The sequence below is a fragment of the Synechococcus sp. PROS-7-1 genome (genome assembly GCF_014279795.1).
Classification (GTDB): Bacteria; Cyanobacteriota; Cyanobacteriia; order PCC-6307; family Cyanobiaceae; genus Synechococcus_C.
The window spans coordinates 950,458-972,648 of the sequence record NZ_CP047945.1 but is presented as its reverse complement, the minus strand read 5'-3'; the positions used below and the strand labels follow the sequence as shown (position 1 = coordinate 972,648).

The window sequence follows — 22,191 nt, the reverse complement described above, 5'->3', positions numbered from 1 at the left end:
GACGCTGTTTCCCACCCCATGGCTATCACTGGCTGATAAGCGCCGGTGATCGCCATGGTCATTCATCCCGGAAGGCCCCTCAGCTCCGAGCTTCGGCGTTGTCTGGCGGAGAGCGGATTGTCCTGCTTGATGACCGTGGCCCGCTTGCGGGGCGAACCATCGGAACGCGCCCTTGCCGGGATCTCCGCCATTCGCGACCACCTTCTGCAGGTGGACTGTGATTTGCAACAACGCCCGAGCCTCACGCCCGCGGCCATGGCGCAGGCCGTTAGTGCCTGTGATCCCGATCCCGAATGGAAAGAACGGATTCTGCGGGGGATGACGCTCGTCGCCATGTTCGACGGCAACCCTGACCCCCAGACCCTCTCCCTGCTGGATGCTGCTGCCGAGGCGTTCGGGGTCGATGCCCGACCGGTGAGCACCTACAGGAACGTGATGCTGGATCGCCAGACGATTGTTCGCTTCGACATCGCCCGACGTGGTTTTTTGCGGCAGGCCATTGAAGCCACGGTGCGTGATGGTGGGCTTCCGGCGTTTGCGTCAACCCTCAAGGTGATCAGCGGTCATGAGGACCGCGCCATGATCGAGCGCTTCCAAAGCTTGCGCAGTTATCCATCTGGCAGCTTCGGCAAGGCCTATGCCGACTTCATCGAGCGCAATGACTTCGCCTTTCCCGGAGCCTTGGGAGGACCACCACCACCGGTGTTTCGCCATGACTGCTGCCACGTGCTCGGAGGCTATGGCACAACGGCCGCCGAGGAAGGTGGGGTGATTGGCTTCCAGGCCGGTTTCGAGCGCCTGGATCCCTTCGATGTGATCATGTTTGTGATGGCCGAGTTTGAACTGGGCATCGGCGTCTCTCCGTTCATCCCGGGGGAGTGGAGACAACTGGATCCCGACAGGGTCTTCGCAGGCCTCGAGCATGGAAGTCATGTGAACACCGACCTGATTCGCGACATTGATCCCTGGGATCACTTCAGCGACCCGCTCGAGGTGGTGAGGGATCGATTTGCAATTCCTGCAAGAGGTCGAAGCGCCGAATACCCAGAGTCCCCGTCGGTCAGCCATTGAATGGCCACCATCCGACTCCTGGAACTGCTGATTCTGCTCAGCCTGCTGAGTGGATTTCTCGGGCTGCTGCTCCGCCGCAACCTCTACCTGAAGGTGCTGGCCATGGATGTCATGGGCGGATCGGTGGTGGCGCTCTTTGTGCTGGTGGCGGCCCGCACCGGTCTGCGCAGCCCGATTCTCTCCAACGGCGAGACCGATCAGGCCTTGGCCGCTGTCGCAGATCCGATTCCCCAGGCTGTGATCCTCACGGCGATCGTGATCGGACTCTCCACCCAAGCCCTGCTGCTGGTGGTGATCAGCCGCCTCTCCATGCGTGATCCCCTCCTGGATGTGCGCACGTTCGACAGGGACGACCCGTGTTGATGACCCCTGAAACGATCCTGGTGTCCCTGCTCACGCCGGCTGTGGTGGTGGGCTGGCTGCTGGCGCCTTATCTGCTGGCCTTTTTCGGTGCTTTGGTGCCGGCGCTGGGAGAATTGCCTCTGCTGCTCTGCTGTCTGGCCACGGTGCTGATGGCGTTGCCGTCTCTGTTGCTGGGCGAAAGCATCAGCCTCAACCTGATCGGCAGCAACGGCATCAGCTTGAGCATCGATGCCACGGCTGCCTGGTTTCTGCTGCTCAATGGCGTGGTGCTGGGCGCCACCCGTTTGGCCAGCCGCAACCTTGTGGGAGCCGCTGGCCCCCTGGTGCCTGCCGTCATGCTCGGCGGACTGAACACCTGCTTCGTGGTGACAGACCTGATCAGTCTTTATGTCGCTCTGGAAGTGGTGGGCATCGCGGCCTTCCTGCTGCAACTGCGTCGGGAGGCGCCGCGTTCGAACTGGATCGCGCTCCGGTATCTGCTGGTCGCAAGCACGGCCATGACCCTGTACCTGATCGGTACCGGGTTGGTGTATGTGCGCACAGGCAGCTTCAGCATGGAGGCCATGGCAGACCTAGAACTGGGCAGTGCCCAGGTGCTGATTCTTCTGGGACTCTTCAGCAAGGGGGGATTGTTCCTGCCCGGGCTCTGGCTTCCTCGCAGTCATGCGGCAGCCAGGCCGGAGGTCGCCGCACTGCACTCAGGGGTGGTGGTCACTGCCGGAGTTCTGCCTCTGCTGCGACTGATGCAGATCGACCCAGGGCTGGCACCACTCATTCGCTGGATCGGCATCGCCAGCGCCGTGCTCGGCCTCTTACGGGCGCTCACCGAAACCGACCTGCGTCGACTTCTGGCCTGGAGCACGCTGTCCCAGATGGGGCTTGTGGCCCTCTCACCGGTGGCCGGAGGACTGATGGCCTTCGCGCACGGCCTCGGGAAAGCCCTGCTGTTTCTGATGAGTGGAGGCGTGGACTCCACCGACCTCAACACCTGGCGTCAGCGTCCCCTCACGGCCAGGTTGCAGGTTCCCCTCTGGCTCGGATCTCTCTCCATCGCAGGCTTCCCCTGGTTGATTGGCTCCACCGCCAAATCGGAGCTGGAGACTGCGTTGCCGCCGTTCTGGGCCGCCGCCGTGCTTCTGGTTTCGATCGGCAGTGTGGCGATCTACGCCAGGCTCTGGGGTGCTCCGTGGTGTGCCCCCGGCGGAAGCGCCAGCAGTGAAGGCACAGTGCAGGCACCTGCAGGGGGCAGCATCAGTCTGCTTGTGGTGGTGTTGATCGGTACATCGGCTCTGATCGGCCTCGCCGTTGCCCCCACCCACGACGGTCAGAAGCTGGCCGTGACCGGACTGGTGTTCGCTCTCGGTCTGCTGCTGGATCGGGGTCTGCAGCGGTGGCGACCTGCGCTGGAACGCCGCTGGCCTGATCTGGAATCACTCCAGGATCTGATCGGCAGCCTGGCTGTGGTTGGAGCGGGAATGCTGCTCAGCCTGCATGTCATGGAGGGGTGGGGATGACCGTGATTCTGAGCCTGGGATTCCGTTTGCTGCTGTGGGTGTTGCTCACAGGCGAAACAGGCAGAACCAACCTCCTGTTCGGTTTGCTGGTGGCGATCCTTTTACCAAGAGCGCACCACCACGGCGAACGGATCGCGCCGCTGCTCAAGGCGGTCGGGCAGAGCCTGGTCGCCATTCCCCAGGCCTATGGCGAAGCGATGGCGTTGATCCTTGCCGGTGGATGCGAACGCTGTGACGAAACAGAGCACCGTGCCAGCGGCACCGCCACACCGCTTGTCGTGTTTCTGGAACTGCTGGCGATCACGCTCACACCCTTCACCTTGGTGCTCGACCTCGTGCGCGTTGAGGATGCGGTGGAGGGATCGCACCATCGCTACAGGATCCATCGCTTGCGCCCTGCACCACGCCGGGGGCAGGCGCCGGATGGCGAGAGGACACCGCAATGACCTTGTTGCTCTGGGGCATGGTGATCGCCCTGTTGATTCCGATCGCTCTTCTCTGCCGCAACGGCAGTGTGTGGGATCGCCTGGCGGCGTTTGGAAGCATTGGCACCAAAGTGGCGATGCTGGCCCTGGTGGTGGCCGTGATGCGCGGAGATCGGATGATTGCCCTGGTGGGGGCACTGATGCTCAGCGCCGGTGACGCCGGAATGCTGTTGCTGGCCAGGCTGCTGGAGGAGAGAGAGCCATGAGTGTTGTGCTTCTGAAGGAGGCCGTGAGCCTTCTGTTTCTGATGGCGGGACTGTTCCTCTGGTTCTGGGGCAGCTGGCCTCTGCTGGAGGTGCGTCCCCTGCTCGACCGGCTGCACAAGCTCACGGTTTCCGACTCTCTGGGATCGCTGCTGATGCTGGTGGGGCTTCTGATTCGACGTCCCGACTGGTGGCCGCTCTATGGCCTGGCCATGCTGGGTTTGATGCTCTGGAACACGATCTTCGGTTACGTGGTCGCCCGGGGGGTTCACCAGAGCCGACTACTCAATGCCAAGGCGCGGGAGCTGGGTGATGCTTCCTGATTTCGATCTCTCACTGTTGAGTCTTCAAGGCTCCCTCGGGCTGCTGCTGCCGATCACCGCGTTGCTTCCGCTGGTATCGGTGCTGATGGTCTGCCAGGACAACCCCTACCAGGCCCTGATGCTGCGCGGCGTCTTCGGTTCAGTGGCCACACTGCTCTATGTGCTCCTGGGTGCTCCAGATGTGGCCCTCACCGAAGCAATGGTGGGAACCCTGCTGTCCACCACCCTTTATGTGATCGCCCTGCGCTCGTCGATGACCCTGCGCCTTGAGGATCGACGCAGCAGCGCAATGGGGGGTGCCACGGAGGGAGCCATTGAGGGATCGATCGACGCTGAAGCCGAGGTTCTGAGCCACTGGATCCAGCCCCTGCATCTGCGGCTCCGGCTGGTGCGGCAGGGTTCAGCACCCCATGGATGGCTGGAGGATCAAGGTCGCCTCACAATCGTTCAGCCATCCCTGAAGCAACGTCTCCAGAGCAGCCCGGGCTACGAGCATTGGCGCAAGAACGGCGGGGTGCTGATCCCAGCAGAGGAGCCAACACCATGATCTGGCTCTATGTGCTCGCTGCGATCGCGCTTTTCGCAGCACCGCTCACAGGACCGTTGCCTCAGGTGGGTGGCATGGGTGGACTGATCAGCGGGCTGGCCGCTGAAGGAGAGGTACCCAATCTCGTGTCGGGGGTGATTCTGCACATCCGCTTGTTCGACACCGTCGGCGAAGTGGTGGTGTTCACCTTGGCCTCCATCGGTGTGCGCATGCTGCTGCGTGACGAACCCCTGCGGACACGGATCCGAAGCCTGAGCGACATTCCCTCGCGGGTGGTGTGCGAACAAGTGGCAACGCTGGCAGCTCTGGTGGCGGTGGAGCTGGCACTGCGAGGCCACCTGAGCCCGGGCGGGGGATTCGCGGCAGGAGTTGCCGGCGGCACCGCCATTGGCCTGGTGCTGATCAGCGGCGGAAGTGAACGCAGTCGCCGGCTCCACGAACGCTGGAATGCGGATCTTTGGGAAAAAGCGGCAGTGATGGGATTCGTGGTTTTGTCCTTCCTGGCCCTCGAAGGGCTGTCGCCAGGGGCCGGTGAGTTCGGAAGTCTGCTGAGCGGAGGCTGGATTCCGCTACTGAATCTGCTGGTGGCCCTCAAGGTGACCCTGGGCTCCTGGGCGATGATCCAGCGCTTCGTGCAACACCGCGGCCTGCTTTAAGCGCCGCCTAGCAGATCGGGAGTGCGCATGTGCTGACACGCAGGCACAAGCGTGTGATCTGCAACAAATCGTTTGATTTAAGCCCGTACCTTGCCTTCATCCGTTACTGGAGATCTCGATGAACGGCAGTATTCAGCTCAGCACGGAACAACAGTTTCAGATCGAACAGTTCAACCGCGCCCTCGACACCACCCAGGATCCCGATCAACTCCGGCAACTTGCCAAGCAACTCATGCAGGCCTGGCAGACCCAGAAAGCAGCCACCAGCTGGATCATGCGCCAAGGACCATCCCCGTTTCTACGCGGGGGACAGGGCTGAAGAGCCTGCTCGGTCCGTCACATTGCCGACTCGGCCATGACTAGCGTTGACGCCGCAAAGTTTCAACCATGGTTGAGCTGTACTTGAAGGCCAAGTTGCACAGCCGCATCACCGTCGACAGCTACCGCACGGTCCTGATGCTCCAGGAACTGGATGATCAGGATCGACGCCTACGCACGGATCTCCTCCGTCAGGTGGACAACGGCTCAATCAAACTGATCCACAGCTGCGCCTGACGTGCTTGGTGTTTCAACCCAACGATCCCAGGTTCTGGCGAGCCCTCCTGGGCGTTCTGTCTCTGATCGTGGGCTGCTCACTCGCCTGGGTCATCCTGCAGCTTTGATCATCACGGCCTGTCTCGCGCTCATCACTGTCGCCAACCCTGCTGCGGCCACGTTGGACGACGAGGACATGATCCAAAACCAGGATTCTGAAACGGTCGACTTTGACCCCGATGCGCCGGCCATGAAGGCTCCTCCCCCGGATGCATCCGAGCGGTGAGCCTTCGTCCGCGGTCTGCGTCACCACACGCGCGGACGGCTTGATCGTGTCGCAAATCACTCGTGTCTGTCGCAGACGACACAATCTCTACAGATCCTGACGCTTCAGTCGACCTCAGCTCAGAACGGCCCAGAGCAGTGCCAAGACCACACCCACAGTGCCGACGCCCAAGGCGACGAGCACAAGAAGACTGCCTCCGGCGAGAAGCATCAGCCGACGAAACGACTGCGGGAACAGCAGATACACCGCAAGGCCGGCGGCCACAGGCCACAACGGTGGGATCAGCAAGAACACACCCGTCAACACCATGAGGCGCATGCGCAAGCGCTGATCGCGCTCGAGGGCAAGCCGCTCACCCTGCTTCTGCGCTGCCAGTTGTTCACGCTCCTCATCGCTGAGCCATCGCCCCATCTCCCGGGCTTGCTCAAGCTCCTCTTCGATCTGCTGTCGTGACATCGACGGATTCATCCTTTCAATGTAACGGCGTTGAAAGCAATCCTCAGCTGGTGCCGCGTCGTTCGCTCTCACGCCAGGAATGCTCCAACGACGCACGTGCTTGATCGAGATCGGTCGACGCCAAACGATTCTGCGTCGTCAAACCGGCCCGGAAGGGCTGCGTCATTCGCCAGAACCGCAGGGCCGCTGCCAGAGCCACGACCCCCCAGGCAACAAGAATCCAGCGTGGATCGTGCACGTGACTCTTCAAAACACCATCATGGAGTGATCTTGAGTCCACTGCGGCTGACCCGATACCACCATGGACGGACGACTGCTTCTCAGTGGAATTGGACTCCTTGTTCTCGCTGTAACGGTGTACGAATACGTCTTGCTTCAGGGCCTGGCCCCCGGAGCTTGAGCTCACTCCACGGCCTCGCAGGCGTAGCTGATCACGGTGCCGCGCCGCTCGCGGAAATCGGGATGCAGGGGATCCTCCACCTGCCACCACCAACGCCCGTCGGTGTAACTCGGCGTGCCCGCATTGTTGGTGCGAGGAAGCTGAAGCGTCACGCCGCGCCAGTGAAGCAACACACCATCACCCGGCACAGTGCCTGCCGCGCTGTTCGGCAGGGGAGCCGCAGTCACGCCAATCGCTTCCCGGCCAAGGCTGAGGTCTTCCGCCGTGAGCCGATCGCCATCACAGATCCAGGCCGCCGAGACAGGTTTCAAGGGAACGGCGATGCAGAGCAGAAGCAGGAAGCACAAGGCAAGCCATCGCAGACTTCGAGCCACAGCAGAAGAGAGAACACGTCAGAGTGAAAGCGTCGCACCCTTTGCGCACCTCCCGTCGATGCTCCCCCCCTTCTTTCCTTTTTGCCCGATCAGCGCCGCGAAGATGGCAGGCCTCAAGGCCACAGTGACGCTGCTGCTGGTGCTTCTGATCAAGTCCAAGCTTCTGCGCGTGAAGATGTCGCTGCTGGGTTCCTTTCTTGGCTTGATCATGCTGACCGGGTTCCTTCTGAGTACCGGCGTTCTCACCCTCGTGGCCGGAGGCGCTGTGGCCTATGCCGCCAGCCGGAGCAAAGCATGACAACACCGGAAACAAAGGCAGGTCCAAGCCCGGAGCAGATCCTTGCGGCCTCTGCCGGATGGGTGGCCGTCGTTCTCAACGTGGTTCCGGGCTTGGGAGCGGGGTACCTCTACCAACGCCGCTGGAAGGCCTACTGGATGACCTCGGCACTCGCCACCGCCTGGTTTGTTGCCGGTGCTGCCCTGGGCTTGAACGCTGAGCCAGACGCCGATCCCCAGAACCAGTTGATTGGGCTTCTCGGACTTGTGCTGCTGTCGGCGGTCACAGCGAGCGAAGCAGGCCTGGCCGTGAAACGGGTTCGTGGTTCTGACTGAACCGGCCAGAGACTCCGACGCGATTCTCCGATTCTGGTTTGAAGACTGTCGCCCTTGGCAGTGGTTCAGGCGCGATCCAAGCTTCGATCAACGCATCGGGGAACGCTTCGGTGCTCTTTGCCTGTCGGCGCAAACCGGCGATCTCATCGCCTGGGAGCAAGAGGCTTGTTCCGCACTCGCGCTGGTTCTGCTGCTGGATCAGTTCAGCCGTCATGTTTGGCGCGGACAGGCCCAAGCCTTTGCTGGGGATGCACGCGCCGTGAACCTCAGCCGCGAAGCACTGCGGCAGAGCTGGATTCAGAACGAACCGGAACGCGCCAGGCGGCAGTTCTGGTTGATGCCACTTCTGCACAGCGAGGACATCGCCACCGTTGAGAGTGCGATCCCCCTTCTCGAACGCTGGGCAGACCCTGCCACGGCAGCCATCGCCCAGCGCAATCTCAAAGTTCTGCTTGAGGAGGGACGGTATCCCTGGCGCGATCAATGAGCCAAAAAAATGGGCAAGCCCCTCAGCTCACCCGCTCGACGCATTGGAAGGTGTTTCACTTCCACATTCACTTTTTAACCAATGATCCGATCGATGTGTATCCAAAAGAACAGTGTTCGAACAAACAAACCATGAAGAATCAGTGGGAATGATTCTCATTTAAGTTGCGGACGGATGGGACGTCTGCTGTTGGCCTGATTACCAATGGGCGATGGTGCGCTCCCAACCCGTCAGGCGCATCGTTTCGAACGCTTTGATGGCGTTGACGCGCAACAAGCGTCTGCGATGTTCAGGCGTGGCCTGGCCAGGAGCAATCAACCGCCCCGTTTCCACCCAAACCCACTCTGCATGGGACGTGGGCATGGCTTGTTGAAAGCGCACAACAAGGCCTTCCTGCCGGTTCATCAACCAGCCCTGAGCGCCGGAGATCCGAGGTTTCTGGCGTTGATCGGGTTTGGACATCCACATGGGTGAATCCTGTCGGGATTCCCTGGGACTTGAACGCGCTCTTCAGCAATCACGCACAGGACGGATCAGCCATCAACGGCTCTGATGGCATCGCTCCATCACCCGATTGAGAACCTCAACCTTGACGGAGGCGCGATCCCTGGCCACGTAAATCTCCGCCTGGTGTTTGGCGCGGCCCCTCAGCTCCACCTGCTGAATTTCAGGTTCAAGGCGAGTGATCAGAGCGTCGATTTCGCTGAGAGGGTCGTGGCCGAAGTCATCGATCGCCAGCAGTTCTCGGTCCAGCGCCAGAAGCAGTTTTGTGGCCTTGCTCATGGGTCGATGCATGCTTCTGGAAGGTAGCCATGCCGTGCATGCCTCAACCCGATGACACGCCTGCGGTGAGCCAGAGCCAACACAAGGAGCAGATGATTCCCTGCGCCTTGTGTCAAAGCCCTGGCCCGGTGCACTTCCGCGTGCGCAGCAATCTGATCAAAGACTGGACCTTGATCTGCCCGCAGTGCTGGTACCGGATTGAACGCCAACCTGGATATCAGTACGGCGGCACGCGCAAGGCAAGCCGCCGGCAGCGAAAACGCTGAATCCTCAGCTCAGCTCCACACCCTTGCCGCGATAAAAAGCGAAACGCTCGCGAATCTGTTCCGCTTCAGGCTTCGGCGATTCATAACTCCAAACCGCATTGCTGATCACCTGATCACCAACCACCACATCCCAGTAGCGGGCGGTGCCTTTCCAACCGCACACTGTGGTGTGACTGGAGTCGCGAAAGTAGTCGGCGTGCATCGACGCGCGAGGAAAATAGGGATTGCCATCCACCATCACGATGTCCTCGCTCTCGGCAATCACCGTGCCGTTGAAAACAGCCTGCATCGATTGGTCCTGATCAGCTTTCATGATGGCGCCGATTCCAGCGCAAGGTCTGCTCAAGGGCGGTACGCCAGGCTCCCGGCGCAAAGGCATGGCGCCGGCCATGACCGGGCAGCAGCAAAGCCACATCAAGATCCAGCAGCCGCTCCACAGACGCAAGCTGGGTTGCAAAATCCCACCAGCAGTAGCGCTCTGAAGCCACCACCACCGCATGCTCGGGATTCCACCAGAGGTGATCGCCGCTGAACAACACGGAGCGTGCATCCCCCAGCAATGCGCAGAGCGATCCCTCGGTGTGCCCTGGCGTGGGGATGAGCTGAAGGCCTTCGGCAATCGCAACCGCATCACCGCCTGTGATCAGCTGTTCTGCCTGCGGGGCCGCGTCAGCATCAGCCGCATGAATCCAGCGGTCACAAGCAAACGTCCGGGCCCAGCGCTCATGGTCTGCGACATCGTCGCGGTGGGGCAACACGATGAAGCGCAAACCACCAAGGGCCTGGATCCGTCGGGCCAGAGGCGCACTCCATCGCGGAACATCCACCATCACGTTGCCTGAGGGCCGGGTGATCAACCAACTGCAGGCTCCGAAACTGCGCCGCGACGCCCAGCCGCAGTAGTAGATCGTTCCCTCGGAATGCTCTTTGATCAGAGCAGGAAAGCCATCAACCGGAGTGGTCTGGCGCAAGCTGCGGTCGGTTTCGATCGCAGCCACAGGGCAGGCCTGCAACGCCAGCAGCGCCTGCTCTGTGGCCTCCTGGCCAACAGGCTGGGCATGAACGCACGCACGCTCACCCTCGGGAGCGAAGTGATCCGAATCAAATTGCCAGCAGGTGCCGCAGTTGATGCAGCGATGGTTGATGCGGAACACGAAGGTGCTTATCGCAGAGCTTTCAACGGTTCAACCGCACTATTCTTGCTCCGGCTTGCATTGCTCGATTGGAGATGAAAGGTTCTTTCCCAGCCACGCTCGCTGCAGGAGCTGCATCAGTTGTTTTGACGTTTGCTTTGGTTGTTCCTGCGGGTGCCAAAACCACCCGCACCTTCAGCGGTTCCAACCCTGGCGAAGTCGAAAAAAATGCACGAAAGGCCGGCTATGACTACCCGGATGGAGAAATGAAATGCAGCAGCCGTTGCAACCAGCGTTGGGCAAAAGACTGAACCTGATCAATCTTGATCAAAACCCCTATCTCAGCATCGCCCCCTTGGCGAATTCGAGGTCTCAACGCTGAACATGCGAGCGCGGAGTATCCAGAAGCTTCAGCGGCCAAAGCGCAAGCGGCATGCCGATGCGGAAGGCAACCTTGAGCAGCCAGGGTTTCATGGTGCGACCTGATGGGTCATCTCCAGCGTGGCTGATCGCTCCATGACCATCAAGACCGAACGCGAAGATCGTTACGCCGTTGCCAAACCATGACAATTTTTTCTGCTGCTCTGGTGCTGGCTGCTGCCACAAGCCCGCCTGCTCCGATCACGGTCGACTCCTCAGCAATTCAGGAACGGCTCGCTTTCGTGCGTGATTTCCGCATGGACATCACCGAAGGGCAAACGCAGGCGGCCTACGTCCAGACCCACCATGAGTTGCTCGATCTTTACTGGAGGCATCTGGCGAACGACGCGGCTCCGGAGATGCAGCGCGTGACTTTGCTTCCTCGAGGCTCTCGCTTTTCAGCTTGCGGCCGAGCCAGAGCCCGCAACGCTTACTGCCCCGAATCGGCGGAGATCATTCTTGAGCCACAAAGCATCGGCAAACGGCAGACGCTGAGCCGCAATGTGCGTCAACGCCTCATCGCACTCACGATCCTTGCCCATGAATGGGGGCACCATGTGAATCACAGCTCCTCCCGCGGGGCCTTCAGCAATCGCGAAGAAGATGCTGCTGACTGGAGAGCCGGTCGTTATTTGGCCTGGCTGATGGACAACGGAGCGCTATCGGTGAAGGACTTCACCGATGCAGCCAATCTGTTTTTCAGTATTGGCGATTTTCACCTGCAATCACCCCACAACAACCCAAAAGCTCGCTACACAGCGTTCATTGCCGGTGTGGAAGCCGAGGGTGTTTCTTCCGAACGCCAGAAGGGGTGGGTGATGGACACAGCCGAAACCTTTTCGAAGGTGCTGCCACTGAACCCAGAGTCACCGTCAAAACGGATTCAAGCGCGCGTGTATCGCTTTGAAATCGAGCGGGGCGGGCAGATCGCTGGCAACATCCTCACTGGTTTGTTTGGAGCGGCCAGCTGTGCCCTGGGCTCAGCAGACCGCTGTGTGAACTCGCTTCAGCAAGTTGGCAAAGCCAAGCCCGATGGTTGGTACCGCCTGCGCAAACTCAGCCTCGATTGCGTGAATCGCAGCTTCGACATCGAAGGCGATGGCATTCGCAGGCAGCCGCTCCGGAACGACCGCAAGGGACAAGCGCAACGGATTGCCAACAGAACCTGCCCTGCCCTGGTCGCTGACTTCAAAGCGGTACCGGTGCCAACACCGCGGTAGCGCCGCTTGAATGACAATGAACACATCTGGATGTTCTCCATGGTGCGCCTGGTCCCCCTGATCACGTTGATCCTGTTGTTGTGCATGCCAAGTCAGGCCTCGGCCGGTTCGCTGGAGGTGACGCTCCACGCCATCAGCGCTGAGGGGGTGGGAGAACCCATCGGCAGCGTGAAGGCCCATGACAGCGACCAGGGACTGGTGATCACGCCATCACTCCAGGGGTTGAGCGAGGGTGAGCACGGGTTCCACCTGCACGCCGGCGACTCCTGCGAGGCAGCGATGAATGCCGAGGGCGTGATGGTGGCGGGCCTCGCCGCCAAAGGACATTGGGACCCCGACGAAACCAACACCCATCTCGGGCCGTTCGGGAATGGTCACCGCGGTGACCTCAGCAGGCTTGTGGTGGATGCCGATGGCAACACCACAACAACCGTGGTCGCCCCGCGCCTGAGCACCTCCGATCTGCGCGGACGAGCCCTGGTGGTGCACGCCGGTGGTGACACCTACAGCGATGTGCCACCGCTTGGGGGTGGTGGAGCGCGCATCGCCTGCGGTGTGGGCTGACGAATGACAATCACTAAAAGCGTTCTGATCACCGGTGCCTCTAGCGGCATCGGCCGGATCACGGCCCTGCGCCTGTTGCAGAAGGGCTGGACTGTGCATGCAGCCGCGAGAAGGGTCGATGCCATGGAGGACCTGGGCAGCCGCGGAGCCTTCGTGCATGCGCTCGACATCACGGATCCGGGATCACGACAAGCACTCAGTGATGCGGTTGCAGACCACGGCGGAGGCCTGGATGGCCTGGTGAACAACGCTGGATATGGAGTGATCGGCCCGATGGAAACCATGCCGCTTGATGCGGCAAGGGCGATGTTTGAAGTGAACGTGTTCGGGCTCATGGGCCTGACCCAGTCGCTGCTTCCGGTGATGCGCAACCGCGGTCGGGGCAGGATCGTGAATATCTCCTCCATCGCAGGACAGTTCGTGACGCCGGGGGCCGGCTGGTATGGCGCCAGCAAGTTCGCTGTTGAAGCCATCAGCGACGCCCTGCGCATGGAACTTCAGAGCTTCGGCGTGAAGGTGGTGGTGATCGAACCAGGATTGATCCGCACAGGATTTGAAGCCGTGAGCAAGCCTTCACTCGAGGCCGGTGGCGATGATCCGGTGTGGGGATCGATGATGCGCAACGTCGCGAGGGCGTGGGCCGAAGGCTTCCGACAAGGGTCCGACCCTGAGGTGGTGGCCGCCTGCATCGAGCGAGCACTCACGGAGGCTGACCCAAGCCCGCGCTACCGCTGCGGCAGCTCGTCGGAATCAGCGTTGATTCAGCGTTTCATCCCTACGCGCCTCTGGGACGCCATGGTGCGCCGTCAGATGATCGGCGACTGAATCAACCCGCGATCAGAAGCTCTGCTGGGTCTGGCCGGCAAAACGGCCTTCGTAGTGCTCCTCGCCATCCAGCTCCTGAAAGATGAATTGACAGATGGCGGTGCCAGGAACCACGGCCAGAGGGGCCGGACCAAAGTTGCTCATCTCCAGCACCTGCTGACTGTTGATCCCTGGCCCCATGAACGGAGCACTGATGTGCACCATCAGACCCAAACGCGCAAATCGGCTGCGTCCCTCCAACCAACCGCACAGTCCCGGTCCAAGCTTGAGGCGCTCCCGGGTGATCCCCAGAATTGTTTCGCCGGGCATGATCAGGATGTGCTCTCCTTCGGGCACCTCCACCTTGTCGGTGAACTCTCGGTAGTCGGTGTGCTCGCACACCGCAATCACCTCGTGCACTTTGCGGAACACCCGGAAGCTGCCGGCCAGGGTGAGATCCACTGAGGCTGGCCCCACAAGCTCAGGGTTGAAGGGTGTGATCGTGATCACCCCGGAGTCAATCGCCTGAAGAATGGCCTGACGTCCCAGAACTGCCATGGGCCTTCTTTACGGGGGTCAGAGTATGGCCGAAGAATCAAGAAACCATTCCTTGTGCCATCATTGTTGATGTGAAGTGGGTCGACCGATCGTCGCCTACACGCCGAGAGAGCCTGAAAACAGACCATTCAGCGCGATCCAGATACCTCAACGGAGAAACCACCATGAAGACCTTGTCCCCCCGAAGGGAGGCGTTGGCCTCTGCCGCAACGATCGGTGCAGAGAAGTCCTCGACCACCCATCGCCCTTGCGGCCACCAGTCAACGGATCGGTTGCCGGATCGGTCATCCCAGCTGATCAGTTGGGATGACCTACTCGGGCAGCGTTGAAACGATGGAGTGTCGTTGAGCGATCAGAAGAAACCGCTCTTCGAGACAGGGGTTCCAATCAACTCTTGCAAGGCCTCGGATGTGAAGAGGTCAAACCCTTGCTGTGCCTCTTCAAATGAGGCGTAGCTCCCGAGGGAGGAGGCCAGACCATCCAATCGATTGGACACCTCCTCTTCTCCAACCAGGCCTTGACCGTAGGAACCACTCACTTCTGCGTTGGTACCCCATTGCAACGCGGTCCACTGAGTGATGTCACTGAGAAGGGCGACGCGAAAACGATCCGACTCTTGCGTGGACTGAAGAATGGCCTGCGGAAGCAAGGTTTGGTCCAGCCCACCACTCACTTGAGCTTGCCAACCCTGAAGTTCAGAGGCTGTCGCCGAGCGTTTGTACAGCGTGGAGTAGGCAATTTCAACAATGTCGTTAACACTCTGATCAGCAAGGGGGCCTCCATACAACGCCTCAATCTCACCGGCATAAGCCGGCGAGGACAAGAGATTCGTGACCAACGCGGACGCCTGCTCCCCTGTTCCCAAAATCGATGCAGCTTGAGAAGCAAGAGCCGAAGGCCAAAGCAGCTTTCCGGTGTACGCCAGATAGGTCATCGACGTGAGTTGATAACGCTGCTGCACCTGTTCAGCCGTGAACGTGCTGCTGCTGGTGGTATCAACGATTCCGGTGAGATCATCGGCATTGATCAGATTCAACCCATCCAGCGGTATCACCAGCTGCTGGGTTGTGTTGATCAGGATGTCTGAATTGGAGGCATTTCCGTTCACTTCATTGCCTTGGGCGATAACGGCATGACCGTCCAAGAGAGTGCCGCCATGACCAAGGCCTGCACTGATGGTGGGAGTGACGGCCTCAGTTCCGTTCGCAAGCTGCAACTCGTCCACAAGGAACAGAGGCAATGAATTATTCCGCAGGTTTGTGATGCGTTCATCAGGAGATAAGCCAGCACCACCATGACCACCATGACCGCCATGACCGCCATGACCGCCATGACCGCCATGACCGCCATGACCACCAGATTCTGAAGAATCGGGAAGATTGGTGGCGATGAAATGACCGGCCTGGAGTTGCAGAGTGAACTGCTGTGAGCCTGCAGAAGACTGTGTCGTGAGCACCAGGTTCTCCAGTGCCGACTGGGCATAGCTGTTGAATCCAGAGGTCAACACCAACTGAGAAAGATCACTGAGGCCAGAATCCAAAAACACCGCATCGGCAAGCACGTTGCTGTCAGCGAAGAAGCCTCCTTCAATCTCTCCAGTCTGGAACGTGAGTGACAGTGCAGCTCCATCAATCACGACGAGTCGCACGCCTCCTTCAACCGCATAAGCGATCGCGACATCTTGGAAGTTATCGAGATTCATATCAGCCATCGCCACACTCACCTGGTCAGCGCTGAGCCCCATTCGGGGCATCACACTGTGGGGGGCCATCAAGGAGATGTCATCAAAGGGGTCGAAGTTGAACTGCTCGTCCCAGCTACCGGGCGCCTCACCTGACAAGAACGCCTTGATTTCAAGATCCTTAAGGTTCACCACATCCGACTGCACCTGATCGAAACCGGCGGTAACCAGATCTCTCTGACCATCCCCACTGAAATCTTCGATGAAGACCCAGGGCGCCAAACTGGAATCGGCATAGGGAGTCAATCTGGAGGTCCTGAGAGTCTCTCCACGAAGAAGCGCAGCGCCATCAAACAGTTCGATGATGCCGGCCTCTCCACCTCCCCCTGCAGCGAGGGCAATGTCCTGAACAAAATCAGCACCAAGGTCTCCTGCTTGAGCACGCTTCCAGGTCTGACCGGAATCTGGAAGCGCTAGCAGTTGCACCGAGTCAAAGGTCTGGGCCTGGTAGAGACGAACACCGGATTCGTTCTGCGAAAAGCCTTGTGCTTCGACCAACCAACTGGAATCGGTATTTTCAACCACCGTCACAATCTGCATCATGCCGGCATCCTCATGGGGAAGGATGTGGCAGTGGAAAACATACGTTCCTAAATAATCCTGGAACAGCATGCGAATGGTCTGATCGTTAGCCCCCCAGGTTGCCAAAGAAGCAATCTTCTCTGGATCTTTAGCTTCAGGGATGGAGTGAAACTCACCACGCTGTGGCTCTAAAGAAACAACCTCTTTTGCTGCCGGATCATAGAACTCATACCCAGAGGAGTTGAGTGATGTCGTATCTTCAAGATTGCGCTTATTCTGAAGCTCCGTATCACTATCCTTTACCTGATAATCATTAATGTGAATATGGAAAGGATGACCAATGTATTTCGAAGGACTATTAATACTCCAATTACGATTCACCCACTCCTCAATCGTTCCCAGCTGGGCAATGGTCATGTTCCCATAGGGGAAAACATGATCGTTGATCAAGAAAGGATTGTTATAACCCAACCAATTGTCAACCCCTGGCTTACCAACAGGAAGACTGGTGTAAGGCTCGTAAGTAGCACCATCATTCATCATGCTGTAGTGCTTAAGCAGCTCCACAGTGGCGGCGTCGTACTCACTGGCAGGCCCAACTAACGTGCCTTTGGTCCAGTTGAACTGACGCTGACGAATTGGATCCCAAAGATCGGAGCCGTCAGCATCCTGGGCGAACAGATCGACGGAAGGAACCTGAAGGGGGTCATAGTCAGCCTGGGAGGTGGTTGGGAGAATCTGTTGAACATCAATCCCGGCATTGGCCTGAGCAATGACCGCATCCAACTCCGCAGTGGTGGGCAAAGCCTGCCCGCCCTCAACGTTGAACAAGGCGAGAGGACCGGCTCCGGTGTTCGAACCAAAGCCAGTGTTGCTCTCAGTTAAATCGGGGTAAGCGCCGGCATTGTTGATCGTGTAATCAACACCATCCTGCTCGAATGAGTAGGTCGAGGCCATCTCGGTTTTTCCCTCCGGTAGATACACCAGCACGTCCACACGCTTGGCCGGAGGCAAACTGAGCAGATCCACCGCTTGCGTATATCCCGTGGGCAACTGATTAGAAGCACCAGATGCACCAAAAATCCCATCAGTTGCAGCGCGGATTTGTGGATACTGATGGCCATCTTCTCCATAAAGATAGAGAGGCAATGTTGTGCGGTTGCCATCTGAATCCGTATGAATCAGCGAGATGTTATGAAACGCTTGATTCGTTTGATTTGAGAGCGTAATCGCCTGCCAACCACCCTCTCCCGCCTCGGCCGTGGGCTGAAATTCGCCATTCACCGTGACCATCGTCATCCGATTGACGACACCGCCGAGATTGTCAAAACCATCCAAGCGAAGCTTGCCTGTTTCAGCGTCAATCCCCACATCCATGGTCTTAAGAACAGCCCAATTGCGGGGAATGTCCTTAAACAAAGGAATTTTACTGAGCGGATCACCCACTTGAAATGGCCCCGACATCCCGCCGTAAACCATCTGATTCACGGAAGGATGGTAGTGAGGGTGATACCAATAAGAACCTTGACCATGATCAGCAGGGAGATCGATCTCCGTTGTCCACTGCTGGCCCGTGGTGTAGCGAGCGACGACATTATCGCCAAATCCACCGGGATTCGTGTGCGAGCCATGCAAGTGATAATTCACAGCATTCAGAGCACCCAGACCATCGCCAGCTGCATTGCCATATGTGCTGTTGCTAACCAATGAAGCCGCTTGATTTTGCTCTTCGTTAAGGCCATCAACCTTGATATCGTTAGTGAAATTGAGGTTCATCCCATCTCCGGGTTGCATCATCAACACCGGAGCGGGGTAACTCGTTCCTTCACCCGGAACCCCGAAGGTGTAAAGCATCGAGGGGTACCAGAGATCAGGATTGGGATTTGCCTCTGGATCAGTTAAAGCTTCAAGTCTCTGCAGGAGGGCATCGGTATCAAACCGAGAAAAGACAGTTGTGCTCCCGTCGTAAGCATCCCAAAGCTCTGCAGGCTTGTAATTACTTAAATCACTAGCAGCTTTATAGAGGTCACTACCAACAACTCCAACTGCGTTCCAATAATCGTCGTTAGTGGCACTTTGATCTTTACCGGGTCCTACATAGCCAATTTTTAGTAAATCCTCCATGGATCGATTGCGCGCGTGAGTTGTCCACTTACTGAGCACGCCTTTCTTATAAGCATTAAACAGTGATTTCGAGCTGGTAGTATTCGTCAGCTGAGGAATAAACCAGTCGCGTAAAAAACGATCGATTCCAGGGATGCGTACTGGATCGGAGCTAATACGCATCGGCGTATCGAGTGTTCCTGACTGCAGCGAGGAAACCACACGACGTTCACCATCAATGGTCCTCAGCTCAAGACCAGAGGAGAGAATCAGATTAGGACTCCCATCCTGCAAGGTGGGGAAGAGTGAGCCAATTCGATAGTTAACCTCAGACAGAACATCTTCACTCGTAACGATTGGAAGCGTCAGGATCACGTCATTGAAATCCTGGTCTGAGCGGCCTGAGGTTAATTGATCTTCAAAACCAAAGGCCAGCGCACCATCCTCTGTGGTGAAACTTGAAACCTGTACACTCCCTTTTGGGTTTGCATCTTCGTAGGAGCTGAACAGCTTGGATTCATCACCATCAACGATCAGCAGGAATCCATAATTCTTCTCGGGCGAGATCGATAAATCAATGAATCCTGACTCACCGAATTCTGGCTGTTGAAACGCTGAAAAAACCTGACCGGCCTCTCTGGCTTTCTGCAAAGCGGCCTGGAGATAACCCGAGTCCCCTGGTAGCAAGCCATCCACAGCGCCTGTCAGCGCATCAGCTTCATAGAGAGCAATGCCATTATTAAAATCACCAAGCCTGCGAACAGTGGCCCTCACTGTGACGCGAGAACCTTCCGGAATCGCATTCTCAAGCAGACCGGAACCACCGACGTAATACACCGCTTCAACACCACCAGCGAAACGCGCTGTAGCGCTATTACCCGTCAGGGTCAGCTCTTCCAGTTTGAGACGTTGACCGGAAGCATCTTTGGCAATCGGCAGCCAGGTATCAGCACTGATCGGCGTTGCCTTGCGTCCACCGAGTGCAACACCCTCGGTACGCGGCCAGGTGCCGGCCAGAATTTTTTCAAGATCAAGCGAGGCGGCATTCGCTGCTTGAAAACCCGTAAGCCACGTTTGCTCGGATGCATTCTCAACACCGAAGTCAAGCCGCCGCCCTTGCGTATCAAGACGCAACAGAGTGATCTGGGAATCGGCTGCGATCGTGAATTGCTTGGAATTCTGCCCCCTGCCCAGACTGCGATTCACCCAACCGGCTTGATCAACTCCAGCCATGACGCCTGCCACAGAGAGAACAGATCCCAACTGTGAACACAGCGCAAAACAAAAGCCGCTAAACGTTGGATTCGCTCAAGCAGTCTTGAGAAAATAAAAACCCCGTGATGGTTGATCAACCGAATGTGGAGCCGTTCCAGCCCCAGCAGCTCGCCGGAACATCCTCAAAACCGATGTAGATGCGGTTTGCAGCAATCCCCGTTCGCGCACTGATCAGATCGCAAAAGGCCGCGGTCATGGCTGGGGGACGGAGGGCACCGATGGACTTCACCTCCACATAGGCGCAGGGTTCCGGGCTGCCGGCGAAGGTCATGGGCACACCGGTCTCCAGCAGCGCCATCACATAAGCCTCAGGCTTGCCGGTTTGCTCTGCCAGCAACGACGACAGCTGCTGCAGCAATCCATCGCCATCGTCGACAGACGTCAAAGACGTGCGCACGTTGATCAGGGGCATGGTCGATTCAGACGTCGTACAACTTGCACCCGGGCGCCGTTGGATCAGCAGCGCAACGACGGGTCCAATACTCCAGATCCTCGCCGCGATGATCGAGGGGTGGGCGGAAGACGGGCTTGGTGTTGAGAGCCTGCGGGCGTTTGAAGAGATTGTTCATCGTTCCTCCTCGTCTGTTTCCGGTCTACACCCGCTGCGCCCCTCAGGTCTGTTGGGAGTCCCGGAAGGCCTGAAGCTTGTCCATGTCTTTCTCCTCATCGATCGTGTAGTCGGTGAGGATCAACGCCTTGCCGATGGTGCCCAAGGCATATTCGATCCGATCGAGATCGTTTCGTCCCTCGCCATCGTTGCGCGCAGCGCGAATCACCGCTGGGGTGAGCTGATTGGCGATCCGTTCGATCGCATCAGCAATGGCCTTGGCTTGGTCGAGGGGATCGGTGGCATCCATGGCACGTACGCATGCGCTGCATAACTTTGCCAGTAGCGGACTGCGGGCGTCGATCCGCCTTGGTCGCCATCCTGAAGCGAGATGTGGGGAACGCAGCGATGCTGCTCAATGCCTTCGATCTCGAGACCAGTAGCGGCACGCGCAACCTGGAGCTTCGCGCCGGTGCCTTTGCCGGTCTGGGAATCGAGGCCGATCTCCTGGCGGTGTCGTCTGAAGGCCTGACGAATGGCGCCGCACCGGATGCCTTCCTCACCCGACTGCAACGGGACTACGGGCTCAGGCTTCAGAGCACACAACGTGCCGTGGATCTCAGCGGAAGCCTGGTGAACAGCTGGGTCAGCGCTGAACTGACCCTGCACCCGGTCCCTGCAGGACAGGGGGGCCGCCCGGTGAACAGCCACTTTCAGCGGGTGGCGGTGGTGGCGGGAGGTCTGGGCCATGAACAGGAGCGGGATCAACCCTGGACAGCGTTCAACCGTCTGTTCTCCCTGCTGGCCATCCTGCCGATGCAGGGGATCCACTGCCGCACCGTGGCCGCTCCACTGTTTGGTCTCCATCCCAACGGCCCTGACGCTGCCGCTGATTACCCCCATCTGCTGGAGATCTGCAAACAGGCCTTCCGGCATCTGCCTGAACTGCACCGGCTGATCCTGTTCGATCGGGATGATCAGGTGCTGCGCCCGCTCGGCGCCACCATCGACCGCAGGATTCAGCGCAAGGATCCCCATCACACCTTGGTGGAACTACCCCAGGATCTGGCAGCCCTGGAGAGCCTGCGTCATCTGTGCCGCTGTGTTCTGGAGGACGACAGCCTCAAACGACTGCGGGTTGGCGCGGACCTCACGGAACTGATCCAGCTTCTCCAAAGCGACCAGGTCTCACCGATCTCCCTGGGGCTGCATTCCCGCCGGCTGCTGGAGCGTCTGGTGGCGCACTGCCTGCATCAGTGCGGAGACCACCAGCAGCGAGGCCTCAACAGCGGTATTCAGCAGTTGCGCAGCCTGGGGCTGGACCCCTGGCTGCTGAGCTGCATGCACCAAGTGCGCACCTTCGGGAATTGGATGGGACATCCGCAGGACACGGGCCGGAGCCGTCGGGTGGAGCAACACGACGTTCTGGCCATGCTCTGTTCACTGCGGCGGATCCTGGCGGACTACCCCTGGATCACTCCGCCTGCATCACCAGAGCGTGAAAGTTCTGCATATGGGCCGTGAGCAGTTTCTCGAACACCCGGAACACACCGACGATTTCCCGAGCACCAAGGCCCACCCCCTCCGGCACGATGTGCTTATAGATAAAGGTGATCACCCAGGCACCACCCTCGTCCTTCTCCGCACGGGCGTGGACGGGGAATTCATCGATCAGATTGCAAGCCCTGAGCACTTGGGCCTCCGTCGCCTCTCCGTAATTGGCGCTGTAACGGAAGACGAACACCTGATCGGTTGGGCTGGCATACACCTGCACAGGACGTCCATCCGACCAGACCGTGGTGGTCACGGCCACATCTGTTTGATCATCCTGGTTGCGAACCCGGTTGGTCTCGGCCTTGTAGAAGGCTCCATCGAACAGCGACGTGACGTTGTCGGGGGAGAGCTGCTCAAGGGTGAACTCCATGGACGATCAAGACAGAACGG

General features: G+C 58.9%; 34 protein-coding genes. 21 read left to right on the top strand and 13 right to left on the bottom strand.

Annotation, left to right across the window (positions count from 1 at the left end; genetic code table 11):
* Window positions 1-54: 54 nt before the first annotated feature.
* The 11 genes from SynPROS71_RS05290 (at window position 55) to SynPROS71_RS05240 (ending at window position 5,982) form a co-directional block, all read left to right on the top strand.
* Window positions 55-1,071, top strand: a complete 1,017-nt coding sequence (locus tag SynPROS71_RS05290) for a TerB family tellurite resistance protein (protein WP_186597209.1) — start codon at window positions 55-57, stop codon at window positions 1,069-1,071.
* A complete protein-coding gene (locus SynPROS71_RS05285; RefSeq protein ID WP_186597207.1) occupies window positions 1,072-1,434 on the top strand; it encodes a cation:proton antiporter subunit C in 363 nt (120 codons plus the stop codon). It begins immediately after the preceding gene.
* Window positions 1,434-2,948 carry a proton-conducting transporter membrane subunit gene (locus SynPROS71_RS05280; protein ID WP_186597205.1) on the top strand — a complete coding sequence of 505 codons (1,515 nt, stop codon included), beginning with the start codon at window positions 1,434-1,436 and terminating at the stop codon, window positions 2,946-2,948. The genes SynPROS71_RS05285 and SynPROS71_RS05280 overlap by 1 nt, the downstream gene beginning before the upstream one ends.
* On the top strand, window positions 2,945-3,394 hold the full coding sequence (locus tag SynPROS71_RS05275; protein ID WP_186597203.1) for a Na+/H+ antiporter subunit E: 450 nt from the start codon (window positions 2,945-2,947) through the stop codon (window positions 3,392-3,394). Before SynPROS71_RS05280 ends, SynPROS71_RS05275 begins: the two co-directional genes overlap by 4 nt.
* Window positions 3,391-3,639, top strand: a complete 249-nt coding sequence (locus tag SynPROS71_RS05270) for a hypothetical protein (protein ID WP_011932877.1) — start codon at window positions 3,391-3,393, stop codon at window positions 3,637-3,639. The genes SynPROS71_RS05275 and SynPROS71_RS05270 overlap by 4 nt, the downstream gene beginning before the upstream one ends.
* A complete protein-coding gene (locus SynPROS71_RS05265; RefSeq protein WP_186597202.1) occupies window positions 3,636-3,959 on the top strand; it encodes a monovalent cation/H(+) antiporter subunit G in 324 nt (107 codons plus the stop codon). The genes SynPROS71_RS05270 and SynPROS71_RS05265 overlap by 4 nt, the downstream gene beginning before the upstream one ends.
* Window positions 3,949-4,506, top strand: a complete 558-nt coding sequence (locus SynPROS71_RS05260) for a hydrogenase subunit MbhD domain-containing protein (RefSeq protein ID WP_186597200.1) — start codon at window positions 3,949-3,951, stop codon at window positions 4,504-4,506. Before SynPROS71_RS05265 ends, SynPROS71_RS05260 begins: the two co-directional genes overlap by 11 nt.
* Entirely contained in the window at window positions 4,503-5,162 is a 660-nt protein-coding gene (locus tag SynPROS71_RS05255) for a Na(+)/H(+) antiporter subunit B (RefSeq protein WP_186597198.1), read from the top strand. The genes SynPROS71_RS05260 and SynPROS71_RS05255 overlap by 4 nt, the downstream gene beginning before the upstream one ends.
* 118 nt (window positions 5,163-5,280) lie before the next feature.
* On the top strand, window positions 5,281-5,481 hold the full coding sequence (locus SynPROS71_RS05250) for a hypothetical protein (RefSeq protein WP_186597196.1): 201 nt from the start codon (window positions 5,281-5,283) through the stop codon (window positions 5,479-5,481).
* 68 nt (window positions 5,482-5,549) lie between these two features.
* Entirely contained in the window at window positions 5,550-5,717 is a 168-nt protein-coding gene (locus tag SynPROS71_RS05245; RefSeq protein WP_186597194.1) for a hypothetical protein, read from the top strand.
* Window positions 5,718-5,820: 103 nt separating this feature from the next.
* Window positions 5,821-5,982 (top strand): hypothetical protein, encoded by a 162-nt coding sequence (locus SynPROS71_RS05240; protein ID WP_186597192.1) that lies wholly within the window; start codon window positions 5,821-5,823, stop codon window positions 5,980-5,982.
* 114 nt (window positions 5,983-6,096) lie between these two features.
* Here the strand turns inward: SynPROS71_RS05240 and SynPROS71_RS05235 are convergent, their stop codons facing one another.
* From SynPROS71_RS05235 to SynPROS71_RS05225, 3 genes are all read right to left on the bottom strand, one after another.
* Window positions 6,097-6,438: a hypothetical protein gene (locus tag SynPROS71_RS05235; protein ID WP_186597190.1), complete on the bottom strand. Its 342-nt coding sequence runs from the start codon at window positions 6,436-6,438 to the stop codon at window positions 6,097-6,099.
* A 43-nt stretch (window positions 6,439-6,481) separates the two neighbouring features.
* On the bottom strand, window positions 6,482-6,676 hold the full coding sequence (locus tag SynPROS71_RS05230) for a hypothetical protein (protein ID WP_255442412.1): 195 nt from the start codon (window positions 6,674-6,676) through the stop codon (window positions 6,482-6,484).
* A gap of 164 nt (window positions 6,677-6,840) precedes the next feature.
* Window positions 6,841-7,212 carry a hypothetical protein gene (locus tag SynPROS71_RS05225; protein WP_186597186.1) on the bottom strand — a complete coding sequence of 124 codons (372 nt, stop codon included), beginning with the start codon at window positions 7,210-7,212 and terminating at the stop codon, window positions 6,841-6,843.
* Window positions 7,213-7,270: 58 nt separating this feature from the next.
* On the opposite strand from SynPROS71_RS05225, the gene SynPROS71_RS05220 reads away from it, so the two are divergent.
* Genes SynPROS71_RS05220 through SynPROS71_RS05210 form a run of 3 tightly spaced genes read left to right on the top strand, consistent with a single transcriptional unit; the run spans window position 7,271 to window position 8,311 of the window.
* Window positions 7,271-7,510, top strand: a complete 240-nt coding sequence (locus tag SynPROS71_RS05220; RefSeq protein ID WP_186597184.1) for a hypothetical protein — start codon at window positions 7,271-7,273, stop codon at window positions 7,508-7,510.
* Window positions 7,507-7,824 (top strand): hypothetical protein, encoded by a 318-nt coding sequence (locus SynPROS71_RS05215; protein ID WP_186597182.1) that lies wholly within the window; start codon window positions 7,507-7,509, stop codon window positions 7,822-7,824. The genes SynPROS71_RS05220 and SynPROS71_RS05215 overlap by 4 nt, the downstream gene beginning before the upstream one ends.
* Window positions 7,811-8,311, top strand: coding sequence for a DUF924 family protein (locus SynPROS71_RS05210; RefSeq protein ID WP_186597180.1), 501 nt, complete (start codon window positions 7,811-7,813; stop codon window positions 8,309-8,311). The genes SynPROS71_RS05215 and SynPROS71_RS05210 overlap by 14 nt, the downstream gene beginning before the upstream one ends.
* Before the next feature lie 198 nt (window positions 8,312-8,509).
* Here SynPROS71_RS05210 and SynPROS71_RS05205 read toward each other — a convergent pair whose 3' ends face one another.
* Window positions 8,510-8,779, bottom strand: coding sequence for a DUF1651 domain-containing protein (locus SynPROS71_RS05205; protein WP_186597178.1), 270 nt, complete (start codon window positions 8,777-8,779; stop codon window positions 8,510-8,512).
* 72 nt (window positions 8,780-8,851) lie between these two features.
* Window positions 8,852-9,094 carry a hypothetical protein gene (locus SynPROS71_RS05200; RefSeq protein WP_186585088.1) on the bottom strand — a complete coding sequence of 81 codons (243 nt, stop codon included), beginning with the start codon at window positions 9,092-9,094 and terminating at the stop codon, window positions 8,852-8,854.
* Between the two features lie 38 nt (window positions 9,095-9,132).
* Here SynPROS71_RS05200 and SynPROS71_RS05195 point away from each other — a divergent pair, with 38 nt between their 5' ends.
* Window positions 9,133-9,360: a hypothetical protein gene (locus tag SynPROS71_RS05195; protein WP_186597176.1), complete on the top strand. Its 228-nt coding sequence runs from the start codon at window positions 9,133-9,135 to the stop codon at window positions 9,358-9,360.
* A gap of 4 nt (window positions 9,361-9,364) precedes the next feature.
* On the opposite strand, the gene SynPROS71_RS05190 is transcribed toward SynPROS71_RS05195, so the two are convergent.
* Window positions 9,365-9,649 (bottom strand): DUF427 domain-containing protein, encoded by a 285-nt coding sequence (locus SynPROS71_RS05190; RefSeq protein WP_186597174.1) that lies wholly within the window; start codon window positions 9,647-9,649, stop codon window positions 9,365-9,367.
* 13 nt (window positions 9,650-9,662) lie between these two features.
* Window positions 9,663-10,514: an MBL fold metallo-hydrolase gene (locus SynPROS71_RS05185; protein WP_186597172.1), complete on the bottom strand. Its 852-nt coding sequence runs from the start codon at window positions 10,512-10,514 to the stop codon at window positions 9,663-9,665.
* Between the two features lie 74 nt (window positions 10,515-10,588).
* Between SynPROS71_RS05185 and SynPROS71_RS05180 the strand changes: the two genes are divergently transcribed.
* From SynPROS71_RS05180 to SynPROS71_RS05160, 4 genes are all read left to right on the top strand, one after another.
* Entirely contained in the window at window positions 10,589-10,804 is a 216-nt protein-coding gene (locus tag SynPROS71_RS05180; RefSeq protein ID WP_186597170.1) for a hypothetical protein, read from the top strand.
* Between the two features lie 252 nt (window positions 10,805-11,056).
* Window positions 11,057-12,133 (top strand): Zn peptidase, encoded by a 1,077-nt coding sequence (locus tag SynPROS71_RS05170; protein ID WP_222929543.1) that lies wholly within the window; start codon window positions 11,057-11,059, stop codon window positions 12,131-12,133.
* Window positions 12,134-12,172: 39 nt separating this feature from the next.
* A complete protein-coding gene (gene sodC, locus SynPROS71_RS05165) occupies window positions 12,173-12,697 on the top strand; it encodes a superoxide dismutase family protein (RefSeq protein ID WP_186597164.1) in 525 nt (174 codons plus the stop codon).
* Between the two features lie 3 nt (window positions 12,698-12,700).
* Window positions 12,701-13,522: an SDR family NAD(P)-dependent oxidoreductase gene (locus tag SynPROS71_RS05160; RefSeq protein WP_186597162.1), complete on the top strand. Its 822-nt coding sequence runs from the start codon at window positions 12,701-12,703 to the stop codon at window positions 13,520-13,522.
* Window positions 13,523-13,534: 12 nt separating this feature from the next.
* Here SynPROS71_RS05160 and dcd read toward each other — a convergent pair whose 3' ends face one another.
* Window positions 13,535-14,059, bottom strand: coding sequence for a dCTP deaminase (gene dcd / locus SynPROS71_RS05155; protein WP_186597160.1), 525 nt, complete (start codon window positions 14,057-14,059; stop codon window positions 13,535-13,537).
* A 164-nt stretch (window positions 14,060-14,223) separates the two neighbouring features.
* On the opposite strand from dcd, the gene SynPROS71_RS05150 reads away from it, so the two are divergent.
* A complete protein-coding gene (locus tag SynPROS71_RS05150) occupies window positions 14,224-14,388 on the top strand; it encodes a hypothetical protein (protein ID WP_186597158.1) in 165 nt (54 codons plus the stop codon).
* 23 nt (window positions 14,389-14,411) lie between these two features.
* Here the strand turns inward: SynPROS71_RS05150 and SynPROS71_RS05145 are convergent, their stop codons facing one another.
* From SynPROS71_RS05145 to SynPROS71_RS05130, 4 genes are all read right to left on the bottom strand, one after another.
* Complete coding sequence (locus SynPROS71_RS05145) at window positions 14,412-19,658, bottom strand: multicopper oxidase domain-containing protein (RefSeq protein ID WP_186597156.1); 5,247 nt, start codon at window positions 19,656-19,658, stop codon at window positions 14,412-14,414.
* 115 nt (window positions 19,659-19,773) lie between these two features.
* Window positions 19,774-20,112 carry a phenylpyruvate tautomerase MIF-related protein gene (locus SynPROS71_RS05140; protein ID WP_186597155.1) on the bottom strand — a complete coding sequence of 113 codons (339 nt, stop codon included), beginning with the start codon at window positions 20,110-20,112 and terminating at the stop codon, window positions 19,774-19,776.
* Between the two features lie 7 nt (window positions 20,113-20,119).
* The gene (locus tag SynPROS71_RS05135; protein ID WP_186597153.1) at window positions 20,120-20,269 is read right to left on the bottom strand and encodes a hypothetical protein; all 150 of its coding nucleotides are present in this window, start codon (window positions 20,267-20,269) and stop codon (window positions 20,120-20,122) included.
* Between the two features lie 42 nt (window positions 20,270-20,311).
* A complete protein-coding gene (locus tag SynPROS71_RS05130) occupies window positions 20,312-20,557 on the bottom strand; it encodes a hypothetical protein (protein WP_186597151.1) in 246 nt (81 codons plus the stop codon).
* 11 nt (window positions 20,558-20,568) lie between these two features.
* Between SynPROS71_RS05130 and SynPROS71_RS05125 the strand changes: the two genes are divergently transcribed.
* The gene (locus SynPROS71_RS05125) at window positions 20,569-21,771 is read left to right on the top strand and encodes a DUF4145 domain-containing protein (protein ID WP_186597149.1); all 1,203 of its coding nucleotides are present in this window, start codon (window positions 20,569-20,571) and stop codon (window positions 21,769-21,771) included.
* On the opposite strand, the gene SynPROS71_RS05120 is transcribed toward SynPROS71_RS05125, so the two are convergent.
* On the bottom strand, window positions 21,722-22,171 hold the full coding sequence (locus SynPROS71_RS05120; RefSeq protein ID WP_186597147.1) for a hypothetical protein: 450 nt from the start codon (window positions 22,169-22,171) through the stop codon (window positions 21,722-21,724). The two genes, SynPROS71_RS05125 and SynPROS71_RS05120, sit on opposite strands and share 50 nt — an antisense overlap.
* Between the last annotated feature and the right edge of the window lie 20 nt (window positions 22,172-22,191).

Excerpts from the sequence above, each read along its gene's own strand:
- SynPROS71_RS05290 (WP_186597209.1), top strand. The coding sequence starts at position 55 with ATGGTCATTCATCCCGGAAGGCCCCTCAGCTCCGAGCTTCGGCGTTGT.
- SynPROS71_RS05285 (WP_186597207.1), top strand. The coding sequence starts at position 1,072 with ATGGCCACCATCCGACTCCTGGAACTGCTGATTCTGCTCAGCCTGCTG.
- SynPROS71_RS05280 (WP_186597205.1), top strand. The coding sequence starts at position 1,434 with ATGACCCCTGAAACGATCCTGGTGTCCCTGCTCACGCCGGCTGTGGTG.
- SynPROS71_RS05275 (WP_186597203.1), top strand. The coding sequence starts at position 2,945 with ATGACCGTGATTCTGAGCCTGGGATTCCGTTTGCTGCTGTGGGTGTTG.
- SynPROS71_RS05270 (WP_011932877.1), top strand. The coding sequence starts at position 3,391 with ATGACCTTGTTGCTCTGGGGCATGGTGATCGCCCTGTTGATTCCGATC.
- SynPROS71_RS05265 (WP_186597202.1), top strand. The coding sequence starts at position 3,636 with ATGAGTGTTGTGCTTCTGAAGGAGGCCGTGAGCCTTCTGTTTCTGATG.
- SynPROS71_RS05260 (WP_186597200.1), top strand. The coding sequence starts at position 3,949 with ATGCTTCCTGATTTCGATCTCTCACTGTTGAGTCTTCAAGGCTCCCTC.
- SynPROS71_RS05255 (WP_186597198.1), top strand. The coding sequence starts at position 4,503 with ATGATCTGGCTCTATGTGCTCGCTGCGATCGCGCTTTTCGCAGCACCG.
- SynPROS71_RS05250 (WP_186597196.1), top strand. The coding sequence starts at position 5,281 with ATGAACGGCAGTATTCAGCTCAGCACGGAACAACAGTTTCAGATCGAA.
- SynPROS71_RS05245 (WP_186597194.1), top strand. The coding sequence starts at position 5,550 with ATGGTTGAGCTGTACTTGAAGGCCAAGTTGCACAGCCGCATCACCGTC.
- SynPROS71_RS05235 (WP_186597190.1), bottom strand. The coding sequence starts at position 6,438 with ATGTCACGACAGCAGATCGAAGAGGAGCTTGAGCAAGCCCGGGAGATG.
- SynPROS71_RS05220 (WP_186597184.1), top strand. The coding sequence starts at position 7,271 with ATGCTCCCCCCCTTCTTTCCTTTTTGCCCGATCAGCGCCGCGAAGATG.
- SynPROS71_RS05215 (WP_186597182.1), top strand. The coding sequence starts at position 7,507 with ATGACAACACCGGAAACAAAGGCAGGTCCAAGCCCGGAGCAGATCCTT.
- SynPROS71_RS05205 (WP_186597178.1), bottom strand. The coding sequence starts at position 8,779 with ATGTGGATGTCCAAACCCGATCAACGCCAGAAACCTCGGATCTCCGGC.
- SynPROS71_RS05200 (WP_186585088.1), bottom strand. The coding sequence starts at position 9,094 with ATGAGCAAGGCCACAAAACTGCTTCTGGCGCTGGACCGAGAACTGCTG.
- SynPROS71_RS05195 (WP_186597176.1), top strand. The coding sequence starts at position 9,133 with ATGCCTCAACCCGATGACACGCCTGCGGTGAGCCAGAGCCAACACAAG.
- SynPROS71_RS05190 (WP_186597174.1), bottom strand. The coding sequence starts at position 9,649 with ATGCAGGCTGTTTTCAACGGCACGGTGATTGCCGAGAGCGAGGACATC.
- SynPROS71_RS05180 (WP_186597170.1), top strand. The coding sequence starts at position 10,589 with ATGAAAGGTTCTTTCCCAGCCACGCTCGCTGCAGGAGCTGCATCAGTT.
- SynPROS71_RS05170 (WP_222929543.1), top strand. The coding sequence starts at position 11,057 with ATGACAATTTTTTCTGCTGCTCTGGTGCTGGCTGCTGCCACAAGCCCG.
- sodC (WP_186597164.1), top strand. The coding sequence starts at position 12,173 with ATGGTGCGCCTGGTCCCCCTGATCACGTTGATCCTGTTGTTGTGCATG.
- SynPROS71_RS05160 (WP_186597162.1), top strand. The coding sequence starts at position 12,701 with ATGACAATCACTAAAAGCGTTCTGATCACCGGTGCCTCTAGCGGCATC.
- dcd (WP_186597160.1), bottom strand. The coding sequence starts at position 14,059 with ATGGCAGTTCTGGGACGTCAGGCCATTCTTCAGGCGATTGACTCCGGG.
- SynPROS71_RS05150 (WP_186597158.1), top strand. The coding sequence starts at position 14,224 with ATGAAGACCTTGTCCCCCCGAAGGGAGGCGTTGGCCTCTGCCGCAACG.
- SynPROS71_RS05145 (WP_186597156.1), bottom strand. The coding sequence starts at position 19,658 with ATGGCTGGAGTTGATCAAGCCGGTTGGGTGAATCGCAGTCTGGGCAGG.
- SynPROS71_RS05140 (WP_186597155.1), bottom strand. The coding sequence starts at position 20,112 with ATGCCCCTGATCAACGTGCGCACGTCTTTGACGTCTGTCGACGATGGC.
- SynPROS71_RS05135 (WP_186597153.1), bottom strand. The coding sequence starts at position 20,269 with ATGAACAATCTCTTCAAACGCCCGCAGGCTCTCAACACCAAGCCCGTC.
- SynPROS71_RS05130 (WP_186597151.1), bottom strand. The coding sequence starts at position 20,557 with ATGGATGCCACCGATCCCCTCGACCAAGCCAAGGCCATTGCTGATGCG.
- SynPROS71_RS05125 (WP_186597149.1), top strand. The coding sequence starts at position 20,569 with ATGCGCTGCATAACTTTGCCAGTAGCGGACTGCGGGCGTCGATCCGCC.
- SynPROS71_RS05120 (WP_186597147.1), bottom strand. The coding sequence starts at position 22,171 with ATGGAGTTCACCCTTGAGCAGCTCTCCCCCGACAACGTCACGTCGCTG.